A 14,469-nucleotide genomic window follows, 5' to 3' on the forward strand; every position below is an offset into this window, starting at 1 on the left:
GAGACATGATGATGAACGTGCTGGGCAGCCCCGATCCCGAATTCATGCGTGAAGAAGAGATCACCCTCTTCTCCGACAGCGTCGGCAAATGGATCGACGAGCACGCGCCGCTCGAGAAGGTGCAGCAATGGATCGCCGACTCGTCGGTGCCGCGTCAGCTCTGGAACGACGCGGGCGAGTCGGGTCTGCTCGGCCTGTCGCTGCCTGAAGAGGACGGCGGTTTTGGCGGCGACTATCGGCACGAGGTCGTCTTGATGCGTCAGCTGGGCTGGAAGGGCGCGGACCACTTCGGCATTTCGCTGCACAATGCGATCGTCATGCCCTACATCTGGCATTACGGCACCGAGGAGCAGAAGCAGCGTTGGCTGCCGCGCCTGCAATCGGGCGAACTGGTCGGCGCCATCGCCATGACCGAACCGGGCGCCGGCTCGGACCTGCAAGGCGTCAAGACCACGGCGGTCAAGTCGGGCAACGGCTATGTCGTCAACGGCTCCAAGACCTTCATCACCAACGGCCAGCTGGCCAACTTCCTGATCGTGGTCGCCAAGACCGATCCGGCCGAGGGCGCCAAGGGCACCTCGCTGATCGTGGTCGAGACCGATGGCGCTGAAGGGTTCGAGCGCGGTCGCAACCTGCACAAGATCGGCATGGAGGCCAACGACACCTCCGAACTGTTCTTCAACGATGTGAAGGTCCCCGGCGACAACATCATCGGCGGGACCGAGGGCCAGGGCTTCGTCCAGCTGATGCAGCAGCTGCCCCAGGAGCGGCTGAACATCGCCGTCCAGGGCGTCGCCGCCGCCGAGCGCGGCCTTGAGGCGACGCTGGCCTACGTCAAGGAGCGCAAGGCGTTCGGCAAACGCGTCATCGACTTCCAGAATACCCAGTTCAAACTCGCCGAGGTCAAGACCAAGCTGACCGTCGCCAAGGTCTTCACCGACCACTGCATCGGCCTGCATCTGCAGGGCAAACTCGACGCCGCCACCGCCTCCATGGCCAAATACTGGGTCACCGACATCCAGGGCGAGACCATCGACGAGATGCTGCAGTTGCACGGCGGTTACGGCTATATGAACGAATATCCGATCGCCCAACTGTACAAGGACGCCCGCGTCCAACGCATCTACGGCGGCACCAACGAGATCATGAAGCTCTTGATCGCGAGGACGCTGTAGCCACTTTCCCAATCGAACGGAGAATGCGGCGATGATGGAGTGGGTTGTGGCGACGGCGGTGCTCATGGCGGCGCTCTGGCTGATGCCGATGCTGGTCGGCGCCATGAAGCGGCGCAGGCGAGACGCCGCCTCCATCGGCGTCGGCAGCGCGTTGCTTGATATCCAGAAGATCGTAAGCCCCTCGACCGAACGGCTGATAGAAGCGCAGCGCGAAGCGTCCCGAGAGAAGGCGGACCAAAAAGGGACGCCCGACAGACCTTAGACACGACCTTGCATGAATGTACTTAATCACGTACATTCATGCCATGAACGCGATGTCCGTCACCGAACTCCGCAAGAACCTCGCCGCGGCCATCGACCGGGTGACGGCGGATCATGACTACACCATCATCACGCGCGAGGGCGGCAAACCCGCAGCGGTGCTGATGTCGTTGGAAGACTTCGCCTCTTGGCAAGAGACCGAGTACCTGCTGCGCAGCCCGGCGAACGCCGCGCGATTGCGTGAGGCGATCTCCGAACTCGATGCGGGCGGCGGTCAGGTTCGCGAACTGATCGAAGAATGAAGCTGACCTTCCAGACCTACGGGTGGGAGGATTACCTTCACTGGCAAGATCATGATCGAAAGATGCTGCGAAAGCTCAATCGGCTGATCATTGAATGCCAGCGGACGCCTTTTTCCGGGACTGGAAAGCCAGAACCGTTGAAGGGCGATTTTGCGGGATGGTGGTCGCGGCGCATCGACCAGGAACATCGGCTCGTCTATCGCGTGACCGACGATGCGCTTTTGATCGCCCAATGCCGCTATCACTACGACCGATGATCCGCCTTCACGTCACATCGCCGCTCGCCGCCGCCGCTCCCGTCGCGCCCACGCTGGACCAGTCCCGCTATCTCACCCAGGTCATGCGTCTGAAGGCCGGGGACGATCTGCTGGTATTCAACGGGCGCGATGGGGAGTGGCGCTGTACGGTCGCGGAAGTGCTGAAGAAGGGCGTGATACTGCGCGCCGAGGAACAGGTGCGACCCCAGACCTTCGGCCCCGATCTGGAACTGATCGTTGCGGTGGTGAAGAAGGCGCGGGTCGAGACCATCGTGGAAAAGGCCGCCGAGCTGGGCGCGCGCCGGGTGCGGCTGGTCCTGACGAAACGCACCAACGCCGACCGCATCCGCCTGGACCGGCTGGACGCCATCGCCGAGGAAGCCGCCGAACAGACCGGGCGGATGGACGTGCCCGCCGTTGATGATCCGATCAAGCTGGACGCCCTGCTGGACGGCTGGGAGACCGGACGCCGGCTGATGTTCTGCGACGAGACCGGCGGGGCGCCCGCCGTCTCGTCCCTGCGCGACGCAGGCGAAGGCCCCTGGTCCATCCTGATCGGGCCGGAGGGCGGGTTCTCGCCGGAAGAGGGCGAGCGGCTGCTGTCCCTGCCCTTCACCACCGCCGTGTCGCTGGGCCCGCGCATCCTGCGCGCCGACACCGCCGCCATCGCCGCCATGACCCTGTGGCAGGCGGCCGTCGGTGATTGGGAACGATAAGTCCGCCCCTCAGGCAGCGAGCCAACGCGCGACGAGCGTCAGGGAAACACGAAAGCCCTCTTGAGCCTTGCCGCAATCTTGCCCATCTAGCCGCGACACACGGTCGCTTACGATGCGCCCGCAGGGGACTGACGCATGACCGACAACGCGCCGCTGACCCGGACCGCCCTCATCGAGGCCATGTCCAAGGGGATCAAGCCCAAGGACCAGTGGCGCATCGGCGCCGAGCACGAGAAGTTCGGCTTCGACAAGACCACCCTGGCCCGCCCCGCCTATGACGGCCCGAACGGCATCAAGGCCATGCTGGAGGGGCTGCAACGCTTCGGCTGGTCGCCCGTCGAGGAAAACGGCTTCCTGATCGGACTGGAGCGCCGGAACAGCGAAGGCTTCGTCGCCTCGGTCAGCCTGGAGCCCGGCGGTCAGTTCGAGCTGTCGGGCGCGCCGCTTCTGACCATCCACGACATCTGCAACGAGACCGGCCAGCATCTGATGGAGGTCAAACAGGTCGCCGATCAGATCGGCGTCGGATTCCTGGGCGCCGGTTTCGACCCGCTGTGGACGCGCGAACAGGTGCCGGTAATGCCCAAGGGCCGCTACGACATCATGCGGTCCTATATGCCCAAGGTCGGGACCCTGGGTCTGGACATGATGCTGCGCACCTGCACCATCCAAGCGAACCTGGACTTCGATTCCGAAGCCGACATGGTGATGAAGTTCCGCACCTCGCTGGCGCTGCAACCCATCGCCACGGCCCTGTTCGCCTGTTCGCCCTTCACCGAGGGACGGCCCAACGGCTTCCTGTCGGCCCGCGCAAATGTCTGGACCGACACCGACGCCGACCGCACGGGCATGCTGGGCTTCGTGTACGAGGAGGGGTTCGGCTTCGAGCGCTACGCCGACTATGCGCTGGACACGCCGATGTATTTCGCCAAGCGCGACGGCAAATACGTCGACGCCTCGGGCCAGTCGTTCCGCGATTTCCAGGCCGGCAAACTGCCCGCCCTGCCCGGCCAGTATCCGACCCTGAAGGATTGGAACGACCATCTGACCACCCTGTTTCCCGAGGTGCGGCTGAAGGCCTATCTGGAAATGCGCGGCGCCGACGGCGGACCCTGGAGCCGGATCTGCGCTCTGCCCGCCCTGTGGGCCGGGGTTCTGTACGACGCCCCGTCGCTGGCCGCCGCCTGGGACCTGGTCAAGGACTGGGACATCGCCGACCACGAACGTCTGCGCCGCGACGTAACCCGCCTGGGTCTGAAGGCCGAGGTGGCGGGCCGATCGGTGCGCGACATCGCCGTCGACCTGGTGAACATCGCCAAACAGGGGCTGAAGAACCGCGCCAAATTCTCGGGCGGCATGGTGGACGAGCGCGGCTATCTTTCGGAACTGGAAGACATCGCCGACAGCGGGATCACCCCGGCTGAGCGCCTGCTGGATCTGTATCACGGCGCCTGGCAGGGCGACGTGAAGCGCATCTACGCCGACTTCGCCTACTAGGGGACGGTATAGTCCGAGCAGTCGGGCAGCGGGCTGTTCGGCTGGTACTCGCCCGTCTTGGCGTCGAAGGCGAACCGGCGGCTGAAGCTGCATCTCGGATCGCGCGCGGTGACCAGGTCGGCGGGCTTCAGCGGCGGTTTCTCCGACGAATCCTCGGATCGCGAGGCGCCGCGCGGATAGGCCGTCGCCGTGGTCTCATAGGTCAGGACCGGCAGGCCGCCCTCTTCCACTCCCGCCTCGACGGTGAGGACTCCCTTGAAGCTGTAGTTGTCGTGGCAAGCCTCTGCGCGCCGCTTCATGTCCTCTTCGGTGAAGCACGCCCGGATCATGACCGCGCCCTGAATCGGCACGGACAGAACCGGCGCCGATGCCGCATCGCCCTCGGCGTCTAGTCGGTAAAGCCGCAGCTCGATCGCGTGGCCGCTGCCGCCGGAATACAGACTGCTGGCGTCTTTCTCGACCCCGGCGAGGAACCCGCCGTCCGACAGTCGGATCAAGCCGTCCCAGGGACGGTAGGTCTCCACCTCGCCCGACGCCTCTTTCGGACCGGTCGGCAGGGCGTCAGGCGCACGGATGACCGGGGTGAAGGCCGGCTCGCCATCGCGCGCCTGCTGCGTCAGACCAACGCACAGGGTCCCGTCCGCCGTGCAGGCCCGGTCGTCAGCCAAGGGCAGGGGTTCGATCCCGCCCCCTAGCGGCGGGGATTGCAGAATGGCGATCAGGGCAAGGAGGAAGATCATGAGCTGATCCTAGCCGACATGGCGAACGACGCCACCAGGCGTTTCGCGCCGCTGCAAGGCGAGCTTAACGGACGCGCCGTAACATGGGTCTCAGTTCAAGAGAGTGCCCATGACCTGTTCGTCCGTTGCGACCCTGGCCTTCCCCACAGCCGATGTCGATCTGGACACCTTCTTCGATGTGTCGCTGGATCTGCTGGTGGTGCGCGAGCTGGATGGGCGCGTGGTCAAGGCCAGCGCCTCCTGGTTCACCATGCTGGGCTATCGGCCCGACGAGATCGAGGGTCAGGGCCTGTTGCGTCTGATCCACCCGGACGACCATGCCGCCACCCGCCAAAGCATCGTCGAGGTCGAAAACCGGCGGCCGGGCGATCCGGTCCTGGGCCAGGTCAACCGCTATCGCCACAAGGCCGGCCATTATGTCACCGTCGAATGGCGCGCCCATCGTCAGGGCGACCGCATCTATGGCATCGCGCGCGACGTGACCGAAAAGGTCGCCGCCGAACGCGCCCTGCGCGAGGCCACCGCCGCCGCCGAGGCCGCCAATGCCGCGAAGTCCGAATTCCTGGCCAATATGAGCCACGAGATCCGCACGCCCTTGAACGGCGTGATCGGGATCGTCGACGCCCTGTCGCGCACCGACCTGACGCCCGAGCAGGCCGAGATGGTCGCCCTGATCGCAAGCTCCGGCGTGACACTGGAGCGACTGGTGTCCGACATTCTGGACGTATCCAAGATCGAGGCCGGGCATCTGGACCTGGAAAGCCGACCCTTCGATCTCGACGAGGCCGTCTCCGCCCCGCTGGACGTGATGCGGTTGAAGGCCGAGGCCAAGGGATTGCGCTTCGATACTCGCCGCGACGCCGATGCGCGCGGACTGTTCGTCGGCGACAGCACCCGCATCCGTCAGGTGCTGGACAATCTGCTGTCCAACGCCATCAAGTTCACCCATCAGGGCTCCGTCGCCGTTGTCATCGCGGTAGACGAGGATTCCGACGGCCTGACCCAGCTGACGCTGCGGGTCGAGGATACCGGCGTCGGCTTTTCTTCCGACCACGCGGCCCGTCTTTTCGATCGGTTCAGCCAGGCCGACAGCACCATCACGCGCCGGTTCGGCGGCACGGGCCTGGGCCTGTCGATCTGTCGTTCGCTGGTCGAACTGATGGGTGGGCGGATTTCCGCCGCCTCCACGCCGGGCGTCGGCAGCCGGTTCACGGTCGAGATACCGCTGACGCGCGCCGCCTCCCTGACCGAACACGATGCCCAACGGCGCGCTCGTGCGGCCGAAGCCGACCGCGCCCTGGCGCCCCTGCGCGTGCTGCTGGCCGAGGATCACCCGGTCAATCAGCGCGTCGTTCAGTTGATCCTGGCGGCCCACGCCATGCAGGTCGTCACCGTCGCGGATGGCGAACAGGCCCTGGCCGCCTTCCAGTCCGAGACCTTCGACCTGATCCTGATGGACATGCAGATGCCGGGCATGGACGGCCTGACCGCCACCCGCGCCATTCGCCATGTCGAGGCCGCGCGCGCCGCTCAGGCCCGCACGCCGATCATCATGCTCAGCGCCAACGCCATGAGCGAGCACCGCGACCAGGCGCGCGACGCCGGCGCCGACCTGCACGTCCCCAAACCCATCACCGCCGCCAGCCTGCTGGCCGGCATACAGGTGGCGACCGCGCCCTGATACGACGTTGACAAAGTTTGCCAAGTAGCCATTCTCGTCGAGAGGAGGCCGACCATGGCGACGATGAACATCTCCCTGCCCGATCCCATGAAGGCCTGGGTCGAGGAACAGGCGAAATCCGGGCGCTACGCCAACACGTCGGACGTGGTGCGCGATCTGATCCGCCGCGAGCAAGTCAAGGCAGAGAAGATCGCCAACATGCAGCGCCTGATCGATGAAGGCCGGGCCAGCGGGATCAGCCAGATGACCATGGCGGATATTCGCGCCGAGGCCCTGTCACGCATCGCCGCGCGACGCAAAGCAGAATGAGCGGCTATCGGTTGTCGAAGGAGGCGAGCGAGGATCTCGTCGCCATCTACATCCAGGGACACGACCAATTCGGTCCGCGACAGGCCGACGGCTATCTGGACGAACTCGACGCCCTGTTTCGGCGGTTGGCGGCCTCTCCCGGCATGGCCCGACTGCGTCTGGAATACGATCCGCCCATCCGCGTGTTCGCCTTCAAGGCCCACGTGATAATCTACGATCAGGAACAGGACGGCGTCCTCATCCAGCGGGTTCGTCACGGACACGAGGATTGGCAAGGCGCGACCGGCGACGAACGGAGCGAACCATGACCCATTCCATCCATGTCGGCGTCGGCGGCTGGACGTTTGAGCCGTGGCGCGGGGTCTTCTATCCGGAGGGCCTGGTTCAGAAGCGCGAGCTTGAATATGCGGCGTCGAAACTGACCTCGATCGAGATCAACGGCACCTATTATTCGACCTTCAAGCCCGACAGCTGGAAGAAATGGCGCGACGAGACGCCGGACGGCTTCGTCTTCTCGGTCAAGGCCAGCCGTTATTGCACCAATCGCAAGGTGCTGTCCGACGGCGCCGAAAGCTTCGACAAGTTTCTGAGCCAGGGCCTGACCGAACTGGGCGACAAGCTGGGCCCGATCAACTGGCAGTTCATGGGCACGAAGAAGTTCGATGCCGAAGACTTCGAGGGGTTCCTGAAGCTGTTACCCAAGGAGAAGGACGGAGTGCGCCTGCGGCATGCGCTTGAGGTTCGCAACCCGACCTTCGCCACCGAACAATTCTATGATCTGGCCCGCAAATACGGCGCGGCCATCGTCTATGCGGTCGATGACGAGGAGCCGACCTGGCCCCAGATCGACGAGGCGACCGCCGACTTCAGCTACGCCCGGCTGATGTCCAGCCGCGAGGATGAGGCGACCGGCATGACGGCGACCGAGCTGGATGCGGTGGCGGATCAAGCGAAAACCTGGGCCAAACGCGGCGAGGTCTTCGCCTATTTCATCTCGGGCGCGAAGGTTCGGAACCCGGCGGCGGCTCAGGCGCTGATCGCAAAGCTGAAATAGCGGTCCGCCGTCTCGCGGACCCGTGCCGCCGCCTTATCTGAAGCCGGCTCATCGCAAAGCCTGAAGGACTACCCCATGCCGATCGCCACACGCGCCTTCGCCGCGACCGCCGCCGACAAGCCGCTGACGCCCTACAGCTTCGACCGCCGCGATCCCGGCCCCGACGACGTGCTGATTGACATCAAATACTGCGGCGTCTGCCATTCGGACCTGCACGCCGCGCGCAGCGAAAGCGGCCGTTCGACCTATCCGCTGGTGCCGGGTCATGAGATCGCGGGCTTGGTCAAGGCGGTTGGATCGAACGTCACCCGCTTCAAGGAAGGCGACCGCGTCGGCGTCGGCTGCATGGTCGACAGCTGCCGCGAATGCGCCTCCTGCCAGGAAGGCGTCGAACAATATTGCATCCCCGGCTTCACCGGCACCTATGGCGGCAAGGACAAGAAGGGCGGCACGTCGGAAGCCATCACCCAGGGCGGCTATTCCGACCATATCACCGTCGATCAGCATTTCGTTTTGTCCATCCCCGACAGCCTGGCGCTGGACGTCGCCGCCCCCCTGCTGTGCGCCGGCATCACCACCTATTCGCCGCTGAAGGAATGGGGCGTGGGACCCGGCTCCAAGGTCGCGGTCATCGGCCTGGGCGGCCTGGGCCATATGGCCGTCAAACTGGCGGCGGCGATGGGGGCGGACGTCACCGTCCTGTCCACTTCGGACCGCAAGAAGGCCGACGCCGAGCGGATGGGCGCCAAACACTTCCTGATCAACTCCGACAAGGACGCGATGAAGGCGGCGGCCGAGAAGTTCGACCTAATCATCAATACCGTCTCGGCCACGCACGAGATCGCCAGCCACATCCAGCTTCTGGCGCGCGACGGGACCATGATCATGCTGGGCCTGACGACCGAGGGCCTGCCGGTCTTCGCCCTGCCCCTGCTGTGGCGTCGTCGCCGCATCGCCGGCTCGCTGATCGGCGGCATCAGGGAGACGCAGGAGATGCTGGACTTCTGCGCCGAGCACGGCATCGCCTGCGACATCGAAACCATCGCCCCGGACCAGATCAACGACGCCTATGAGCGGATGCTGAAATCCGACGTCCGCTATCGCTTCGTCATCGATATGGAAAAGCTGGCCGCCTGATCGCCGGGACGAAGATCAACGAAACGCGACGGAGGCATGAAACTTCCGTCGCGTCAGATTCTCGCCTTGCGCGCTAGCGCTCGCACGTTAATCCTGAACTCCGACAAGGCCTTTCAAGGGTCTGCATAGGGACAGGAGACGATATGGCGCGCGTAGCTTTCGTGACGGGCGGGACCCGGGGCATCGGCAAGGCGATCGTTCAGCGCCTTCACGAGGACGGCTTCAAGGTCGCCGCCGGCTATTCCGGCAACGACGAGGCGGCCAGGGCCATCGCCGACGCGCTGGACGTCATGGTGGTCAAAGGCAACGTCGGCAGCTTCGACGACTGCGCCCGCGCGGTGAAGGAGGTCGAGGATCAGCTCGGTCCCATCGACATCCTGGTCAACAACGCCGGCATCACCCGCGACGGCTTCTTCCACAAGATGAGTCACGACCAGTGGTCCGACGTGATCCGCGTCAACATGGACAGCGTCTTCAACATGACGCGCCAGGTCATCAACGGCATGCGCGACCGGGGCCACGGGCGCATCGTCAACATTTCCTCGATCAACGGTCAGAAGGGTCAGATCGGCCAGACCAACTATTCCGCCGCCAAGGCCGGGATGATCGGCTTCACCAAGGCGCTGGCGCTGGAGAATGCGCGCAAGGGCGTGACGGTGAACTGCATCGCGCCCGGCTATATCGACACCGAAATGGTTGGCGCCATGGACCCCAAGGTGCTGGAGGGCATCATCAGCCACATCCCCGTCGGCCGCCTGGGCAAGGGCGAAGAGATCGCCGACATGGTGTCCTGGCTGGTGGGCGAGCGTGCCGGATATGTCACAGGCTGCACACTGTCGCTGAACGGTGGTCAGTACCTGGTGGGTTGAGGCGGGCTTCGCCCAAAATCCGCCGCGCGCGGGTTTCATCAAGTCTGTCATGAAGTTGTTGGGATCGGTCAGGGCGAAAAAATCGCCACGCGTGACCGCGATGGCGGTCGCCGCCATCGCGGTCATCGGCGTGGGCGTCGTCGCGCCTGTGGTCGTCCCGTCCGAAAGCCAGGCCCAGTCGCGTCGGACCGTGCCGCCGACCGCCCGCTACGTCAGCAGCAGCGGCCAGGGGTTCATCCTGGACACCTCCGGGTCGCGGCCTCTGATGCGGCTGGAACGCTCGACCGAGGTCTGGGTCTTGCGGCCCACGCCCGCGCCGCGCGGCGACATCATCTATCGCAACGACAACGGCGATCAGGTGCTGCGCGTCACGCCCGATGGCGCCGTGACCCTCTATACCACCGCGACGCCCCAAGGCTCGCCCGCCTCGCGGGTCGGCGAAGCGCAGGGCCTGGCCAGCGCGGCGATGACCGGCGCTCAGCTTGTCGAATATTTCATGCGCCAGAGCTACCGCGCCAGCACGGCGATGGGCCGGCTGATCGTCATCGACGTGGATATCCAGCCCGGCTCGGAACAGGTCGCCGCGGACACCGTCTCGGCCGCCAGCGACGCCATCGTGCGCATGGCGCGGTCCTCCAACCTGCGCGCCCAGGTCGAGCGCGTGCGCCGTGTCGTCGTGTCCGATCAGGGGCGTCCGGGCGTCAGCCTGGTCCAGGGCACGTTGCGGATCGTCATCGACGCCGACGCCGGCATCGCCGGCCGCCCGTCGTCGGCCCGGATCGTGCGGGTTGTGGGCGGGGACGCCCTGAACCGCTAGGGCGGTACGCCTGATCGTCATTCCGGGGCCGAGCCCAGCGAGGAACCCGGAACCCAGGTGGCAGTCTCAGTCGCCTGACCATGCTCGAGCAGACTGCGCGCACCCCTGGCTTCCGGGTTCGTCCTACGGACGCCCCTGAATGACGATTTGCTTGTCCTTAGAAGCTGTCCTTGGCCGCCCGGCGCGCGGCGAACTGACCCGCATCCGTCGCGGTCAGGAACGGATTGAACCGCTTCTCCACCCCCAGCGTCGTCGGCACCGTGGGTTCGCCCCGCTCACGCGCCGCGAAGATCGCCTCGGCATGGGCGGCGGTCTCGGGCCGGTCGTCTAAACTCAGGGTGAAGCGCGCATTCGAGGCCGTATATTCGTGCGCGCACCAGATCACGGTCTGATCGGGCCAGACCTTCAGCCGCTGCAGGCTCTCGAACATCTGCTCGGGCGTGCCCTCGAACAACCGACCGCAGCCCAGGGCGAACAGGGTGTCGCCGGTAAAGGCCAAGCCGTCCGCCGGCGCATGAAACACCACATGGCCGAGGGTGTGGCCCGGCGTTTCAGTGACCTCGAACCGCGTCTCGCCCACCATCACCACGTCGCCGTCCGACACCACGCGATCCAGCGGCGCGACCTTGCGGACCTCTTCCGGCCCGACGATTTCGCAAGCCCAGTCGGCCTTCAGCCGAGCGTTGCCCTCGGTGTGATCGGGGTGCCAGTGGGTGTTCAGGATCAGGTCCAGACGCCCCCAGCCCAGGCCTTCCAGCTCCTCCAGAATGCGCGCGGCATCGGGCGTATCGACCGCAGCGACCACGCCGGTCGCGGCGTCGCGGATCAGGAAGCCGTAGTTGTCGGCGCGGCAGGGAAACAGATGCACATCCAGGGTCATGCGCCCATCCTAGCAGCAGGGCCGCCGACAGGCCTATAGTGGGGCCATGCGGCGCAGCATCGACGAGCTTCGAACCTTCTACGGCGAGCCGACCGGAGCGCTGGCGCGGCGGCTGGTGGCGCGACGGCTGGACGATGCCTGGGGCGAGGCGGCAGATTGCGACGTGCTGGGCGTCGGTTACGCCACCCCTTGGCTGGACGCCTTCGTCGGCGCGCGGCGCGTCGTCGCGGCCATGCCGGACGGGCAAGGCGTCGAGCATTGGCCGACGGTCGGGCGCAACCGCACCCTGCTGGTTGACGACCGCCGCCTGCCCTTCCCCGCCGGATCGTTCGACCGCATCCTGCTGGTCCACGCCCTGGAAGAGGCCGACGACCCCGCCGCCCTGCTGCTGGAAGCGGTGCGCGCGCTTTCGCCGACCGGGCGCATCATCCTGGCGGCGGCGGCGCGCGGCGGCCTGTGGGCGCGGGCGGACAACACCCCCTTTGGTCACGGCCGCCCCTTCACCCGGCGCCAGTTGGAACGGTTGGTGCGTGATGTCGGGCTGGAGCCGATGGCCTGGTCCCAGACCCTTTATGTCCCGCCGTGGGGGCCGATGCTGCCGCTGGCCGAAGGATTCGAACAAGTCGGGCGCCGGGTCTTTCCCGGAACCGCCGGGCTCATCCTGCTGGAGGCCTCGCGCCACAACTACGCCCGCATCCGCCCTAGCGGCCATGCCCAGCGCGTCGCCGCCCCCGTCCTGGCGCCCCAACCCGCCGCCTCCGTCTCTTCGCGGGGCGAACATCGCGACTGACGGCGAGTTGACCGTCGCCCCATCTGGCGGGCCGGGCGAAACCGCCTTATGGCGAAGGCCATGCACCGACTGATCCTGATGCGGCACGCCCAGGCCGAAGCCTCCGCCCCCTCTGGCGGCGACGAAGCCCGTCCCCTGTCCGCCGCCGGCCGCGCCGAGGCTCTGCTGATGGGGCGCGCCCTGGCCGAGCGGGGCCTCAAGCCGGACCTGGCGCTGGTGTCCACCGCCGTGCGCACCCGCCAGACCTGGGACCAGATGCACGACGCCTTCGGCGATGTGGAAGTCCGCGACGAGGACGCCCTCTACAACGCCCCCTCCGACGTGATCCGCCGCTTCGTCGAGGCCAGCGAGGACGAGGCCGGCTGCCTGCTGATCCTGGCCCACAATCCGGGCGTCCACGTGCTGGCCGCCGAATATCTGATCGAAAGCGCCGCCTCGCCGGCGGTGGTGGACAAGCTGTCGGCCGGCTTCCCGACCGGCGCCGCCGCCCTGTTCAGCGTCGATGTCGCGGGGCGCTGCACCTACGAAGGCTTCCTGACGCCGCGGTCTCTGGGCGCGCCATCAGAATGACCGACATCGCCTACAAGATCGTCGACGCCGCCGAATGGCGCGCCGCCGTCGCCGAGGGCCGATACGACGGCGCGCCCGTCGATCTGGCCGACGGCTACATCCACATGTCGACCGAGGCGCAACTGGCCGAGACCGCGCGGCGGCACTTCGCCGGGCGCGGCGACCTGCTGCTGCTGACCGTCGATCTCAACCGGTTCGGCGGCGACCTGATCTGGGAGCCGTCGCGCGGCGGCGATCTGTTCCCGCATCTCTATTCCCCCCTGCCCGTCGCCGCCGTCACGGCCTCGCGCGCCTTTTCCGTCGCGGCCGACGGCGAGATGGCGTTCGAGGACGACGCATGAGCCTGACCGACCTCGGCGCCGCCCTGCTGCGTCGGCTCGATCCGGAGCAGGCGCACCAGCTGGCGATCAAGGGGTTGGCGCTGGCCCCGTTGCCGACGCCGCCCGCGGACGATCCGATCCTGAGAACACAGCTGGCGGGGCTGGACCTGCCCAATCCGGTCGGTCTGGCGGCGGGTCTGGACAAGAACGGCGAGGCCTTGCGCGGCCTGTCGCGGCTCGGTTTCGGCTTCGTCGAATGCGGCTCGGTCACGCCACGACCCCAGCCAGGCAATCCCAAGCCCCGCCTGTTCCGCCTCAGCGAGGACCGGGCCATCATCAACCGGATGGGGTTCAACAACGCCGGGCTCGTCGCCTTCGCCGAGCGGCTGGACCAGCGCCCAAAGGGCATCGTCGTCGGCGCCAATCTGGGGGCCAACAAGGACACCGAGGACAAGGCGGCTGACTATGTCGCCGGTCTGCAACGCCTCGCCGGCCGCGCCGCCTACTTCACCGTCAACATCTCCTCGCCCAATACGCCGGGCCTGCGCGCGCTTCAGGGCCGCGAGCAGTTGGACGACCTCCTGGGCCGCATCGACGCCGCCCGCCCCGCTACAGGCCCCGACCGCGTGCCGGTCTTCCTGAAGATCGCGCCCGACCTGATCGCCGACGAGATCGGCATGATCGTCGAGGCGTCGCTGGCCCACCGGATCGACGGCCTGATCGTGTCCAACACCACGCTGGAACGTCCCGAGAGCCTGCGCTCGCCGAACGCCCACGAGACCGGCGGCCTGTCCGGCGCGCCCATCCGTCCCTTTGCGGAAAAGGCCCTGCGCGCGGCGGCCGAGGCCGCCGCCCGTCGTCTGCCCCTAATCGCCGTCGGCGGCATCGACAGCGGCGAGGAGGCCTACGCCCGCATTCGCCTGGGGGCTTCGGCGGTCCAAATCTATTCCGCCCTGATCTACGAGGGGCCCGGCCTGGTCGCCCGCATCAAGCGTGACCTGGCCGCCCGCCTGCGCGCTGACGGCTTTTCCACAATGGCGGAGGCGATCGGGACCGGCCGTTGACGGAGCGTTAGTGTCGATCGGCCTAGGATG

19 protein-coding genes are annotated in these 14,469 nt (G+C 66.6%); 17 read left to right on the forward strand and 2 right to left on the reverse strand.

Going from position 1 to position 14,469, the window contains the following annotated elements:
• Positions 1-11: 11 nt before the first annotated feature.
• The 6 genes from JX001_RS15105 to JX001_RS15130 all read left to right on the forward strand — a co-directional run bounded on the left by JX001_RS15105 (position 12) and on the right by JX001_RS15130 (position 4,208).
• Positions 12-1,175, forward strand: a complete 1,164-nt coding sequence (locus tag JX001_RS15105) for an acyl-CoA dehydrogenase family protein (protein ID WP_205683215.1) — start codon at positions 12-14, stop codon at positions 1,173-1,175.
• Positions 1,176-1,221: 46 nt separating this feature from the next.
• Positions 1,222-1,437: a hypothetical protein gene (locus JX001_RS15110; protein WP_205681636.1), complete on the forward strand. Its 216-nt coding sequence runs from the start codon at positions 1,222-1,224 to the stop codon at positions 1,435-1,437.
• Between the two features lie 52 nt (positions 1,438-1,489).
• Positions 1,490-1,738 (forward strand): type II toxin-antitoxin system Phd/YefM family antitoxin, encoded by a 249-nt coding sequence (locus tag JX001_RS15115; protein ID WP_240484514.1) that lies wholly within the window; start codon positions 1,490-1,492, stop codon positions 1,736-1,738.
• Positions 1,735-1,995 carry a Txe/YoeB family addiction module toxin gene (locus JX001_RS15120; protein ID WP_205681637.1) on the forward strand — a complete coding sequence of 87 codons (261 nt, stop codon included), beginning with the start codon at positions 1,735-1,737 and terminating at the stop codon, positions 1,993-1,995. The genes JX001_RS15115 and JX001_RS15120 overlap by 4 nt, the downstream gene beginning before the upstream one ends.
• A complete protein-coding gene (locus JX001_RS15125; protein ID WP_205681638.1) occupies positions 1,992-2,711 on the forward strand; it encodes a 16S rRNA (uracil(1498)-N(3))-methyltransferase in 720 nt (239 codons plus the stop codon). Before JX001_RS15120 ends, JX001_RS15125 begins: the two co-directional genes overlap by 4 nt.
• 135 nt (positions 2,712-2,846) lie before the next feature.
• Positions 2,847-4,208 (forward strand): glutamate--cysteine ligase, encoded by a 1,362-nt coding sequence (locus JX001_RS15130; protein ID WP_205681639.1) that lies wholly within the window; start codon positions 2,847-2,849, stop codon positions 4,206-4,208.
• Here the strand turns inward: JX001_RS15130 and JX001_RS15135 are convergent.
• Positions 4,205-4,948 carry a hypothetical protein gene (locus JX001_RS15135; RefSeq protein ID WP_205681640.1) on the reverse strand — a complete coding sequence of 248 codons (744 nt, stop codon included), beginning with the start codon at positions 4,946-4,948 and terminating at the stop codon, positions 4,205-4,207. The two genes, JX001_RS15130 and JX001_RS15135, sit on opposite strands and share 4 nt — an antisense overlap.
• A gap of 109 nt (positions 4,949-5,057) precedes the next feature.
• Here JX001_RS15135 and JX001_RS15140 point away from each other — a divergent pair, with 109 nt between their 5' ends.
• The 7 genes from JX001_RS15140 (at position 5,058) to JX001_RS15170 (ending at position 10,815) form a co-directional block, all read left to right on the forward strand.
• Positions 5,058-6,629, forward strand: coding sequence for an ATP-binding protein (locus tag JX001_RS15140; RefSeq protein ID WP_205681641.1), 1,572 nt, complete (start codon positions 5,058-5,060; stop codon positions 6,627-6,629).
• A 54-nt stretch (positions 6,630-6,683) separates the two neighbouring features.
• Positions 6,684-6,938, forward strand: coding sequence for a type II toxin-antitoxin system ParD family antitoxin (locus tag JX001_RS15145; protein ID WP_205681642.1), 255 nt, complete (start codon positions 6,684-6,686; stop codon positions 6,936-6,938).
• A complete protein-coding gene (locus tag JX001_RS15150; protein ID WP_205681643.1) occupies positions 6,935-7,246 on the forward strand; it encodes a type II toxin-antitoxin system RelE/ParE family toxin in 312 nt (103 codons plus the stop codon). Before JX001_RS15145 ends, JX001_RS15150 begins: the two co-directional genes overlap by 4 nt.
• Complete coding sequence (locus JX001_RS15155) at positions 7,243-7,992, forward strand: DUF72 domain-containing protein (RefSeq protein ID WP_205681644.1); 750 nt, start codon at positions 7,243-7,245, stop codon at positions 7,990-7,992. Before JX001_RS15150 ends, JX001_RS15155 begins: the two co-directional genes overlap by 4 nt.
• A gap of 75 nt (positions 7,993-8,067) precedes the next feature.
• Positions 8,068-9,129, forward strand: a complete 1,062-nt coding sequence (locus JX001_RS15160; protein WP_241004679.1) for an NAD(P)-dependent alcohol dehydrogenase — start codon at positions 8,068-8,070, stop codon at positions 9,127-9,129.
• Between the two features lie 143 nt (positions 9,130-9,272).
• Positions 9,273-9,998, forward strand: a complete 726-nt coding sequence (gene phbB, locus JX001_RS15165; protein ID WP_066549787.1) for an acetoacetyl-CoA reductase — start codon at positions 9,273-9,275, stop codon at positions 9,996-9,998.
• Between the two features lie 100 nt (positions 9,999-10,098).
• The gene (locus JX001_RS15170) at positions 10,099-10,815 is read left to right on the forward strand and encodes a DUF4908 domain-containing protein (protein WP_241004851.1); all 717 of its coding nucleotides are present in this window, start codon (positions 10,099-10,101) and stop codon (positions 10,813-10,815) included.
• Positions 10,816-10,972: 157 nt separating this feature from the next.
• Here JX001_RS15170 and gloB read toward each other — a convergent pair whose 3' ends face one another.
• Complete coding sequence (gene gloB, locus JX001_RS15175) at positions 10,973-11,695, reverse strand: hydroxyacylglutathione hydrolase (RefSeq protein WP_205681646.1); 723 nt, start codon at positions 11,693-11,695, stop codon at positions 10,973-10,975.
• 46 nt (positions 11,696-11,741) lie between these two features.
• Between gloB and JX001_RS15180 the strand changes: the two genes are divergently transcribed.
• From JX001_RS15180 to JX001_RS15195, 4 genes are read left to right on the forward strand one after another with little or no spacing between them, the layout of a single operon-like run.
• A complete protein-coding gene (locus JX001_RS15180) occupies positions 11,742-12,485 on the forward strand; it encodes a methyltransferase domain-containing protein (protein WP_205681647.1) in 744 nt (247 codons plus the stop codon).
• A 60-nt stretch (positions 12,486-12,545) separates the two neighbouring features.
• A complete protein-coding gene (locus JX001_RS15185) occupies positions 12,546-13,055 on the forward strand; it encodes a SixA phosphatase family protein (protein ID WP_205681648.1) in 510 nt (169 codons plus the stop codon).
• Positions 13,052-13,396 (forward strand): DUF952 domain-containing protein, encoded by a 345-nt coding sequence (locus JX001_RS15190; RefSeq protein WP_205681649.1) that lies wholly within the window; start codon positions 13,052-13,054, stop codon positions 13,394-13,396. Before JX001_RS15185 ends, JX001_RS15190 begins: the two co-directional genes overlap by 4 nt.
• Positions 13,393-14,439: a quinone-dependent dihydroorotate dehydrogenase gene (locus tag JX001_RS15195; protein WP_205681650.1), complete on the forward strand. Its 1,047-nt coding sequence runs from the start codon at positions 13,393-13,395 to the stop codon at positions 14,437-14,439. The genes JX001_RS15190 and JX001_RS15195 overlap by 4 nt, the downstream gene beginning before the upstream one ends.
• The last annotated feature ends 30 nt before the right edge of the window (positions 14,440-14,469 follow it).

It is taken from the genome of Brevundimonas fontaquae (assembly GCF_017086445.1).
GTDB classification, from domain to species: Bacteria; Pseudomonadota; Alphaproteobacteria; order Caulobacterales; family Caulobacteraceae; genus Brevundimonas; species Brevundimonas fontaquae.

Excerpts from the sequence above, each read along its gene's own strand:
- JX001_RS15160 (WP_241004679.1), top strand. The coding sequence starts at position 8,068 with ATGCCGATCGCCACACGCGCCTTCGCCGCGACCGCCGCCGACAAGCCG.
- JX001_RS15140 (WP_205681641.1), top strand. The coding sequence starts at position 5,058 with ATGACCTGTTCGTCCGTTGCGACCCTGGCCTTCCCCACAGCCGATGTC.
- JX001_RS15145 (WP_205681642.1), top strand. The coding sequence starts at position 6,684 with ATGGCGACGATGAACATCTCCCTGCCCGATCCCATGAAGGCCTGGGTC.
- JX001_RS15105 (WP_205683215.1), top strand. The coding sequence starts at position 12 with ATGAACGTGCTGGGCAGCCCCGATCCCGAATTCATGCGTGAAGAAGAG.
- JX001_RS15150 (WP_205681643.1), top strand. The coding sequence starts at position 6,935 with ATGAGCGGCTATCGGTTGTCGAAGGAGGCGAGCGAGGATCTCGTCGCC.
- JX001_RS15180 (WP_205681647.1), top strand. The coding sequence starts at position 11,742 with ATGCGGCGCAGCATCGACGAGCTTCGAACCTTCTACGGCGAGCCGACC.
- JX001_RS15195 (WP_205681650.1), top strand. The coding sequence starts at position 13,393 with ATGAGCCTGACCGACCTCGGCGCCGCCCTGCTGCGTCGGCTCGATCCG.
- gloB (WP_205681646.1), bottom strand. The coding sequence starts at position 11,695 with ATGACCCTGGATGTGCATCTGTTTCCCTGCCGCGCCGACAACTACGGC.
- phbB (WP_066549787.1), top strand. The coding sequence starts at position 9,273 with ATGGCGCGCGTAGCTTTCGTGACGGGCGGGACCCGGGGCATCGGCAAG.
- JX001_RS15130 (WP_205681639.1), top strand. The coding sequence starts at position 2,847 with ATGACCGACAACGCGCCGCTGACCCGGACCGCCCTCATCGAGGCCATG.
- JX001_RS15125 (WP_205681638.1), top strand. The coding sequence starts at position 1,992 with ATGATCCGCCTTCACGTCACATCGCCGCTCGCCGCCGCCGCTCCCGTC.
- JX001_RS15170 (WP_241004851.1), top strand. The coding sequence starts at position 10,099 with ATGGCGGTCGCCGCCATCGCGGTCATCGGCGTGGGCGTCGTCGCGCCT.
- JX001_RS15135 (WP_205681640.1), bottom strand. The coding sequence starts at position 4,948 with ATGATCTTCCTCCTTGCCCTGATCGCCATTCTGCAATCCCCGCCGCTA.
- JX001_RS15190 (WP_205681649.1), top strand. The coding sequence starts at position 13,052 with ATGACCGACATCGCCTACAAGATCGTCGACGCCGCCGAATGGCGCGCC.
- JX001_RS15120 (WP_205681637.1), top strand. The coding sequence starts at position 1,735 with ATGAAGCTGACCTTCCAGACCTACGGGTGGGAGGATTACCTTCACTGG.
- JX001_RS15155 (WP_205681644.1), top strand. The coding sequence starts at position 7,243 with ATGACCCATTCCATCCATGTCGGCGTCGGCGGCTGGACGTTTGAGCCG.
- JX001_RS15185 (WP_205681648.1), top strand. The coding sequence starts at position 12,546 with ATGCACCGACTGATCCTGATGCGGCACGCCCAGGCCGAAGCCTCCGCC.
- JX001_RS15115 (WP_240484514.1), top strand. The coding sequence starts at position 1,490 with ATGTCCGTCACCGAACTCCGCAAGAACCTCGCCGCGGCCATCGACCGG.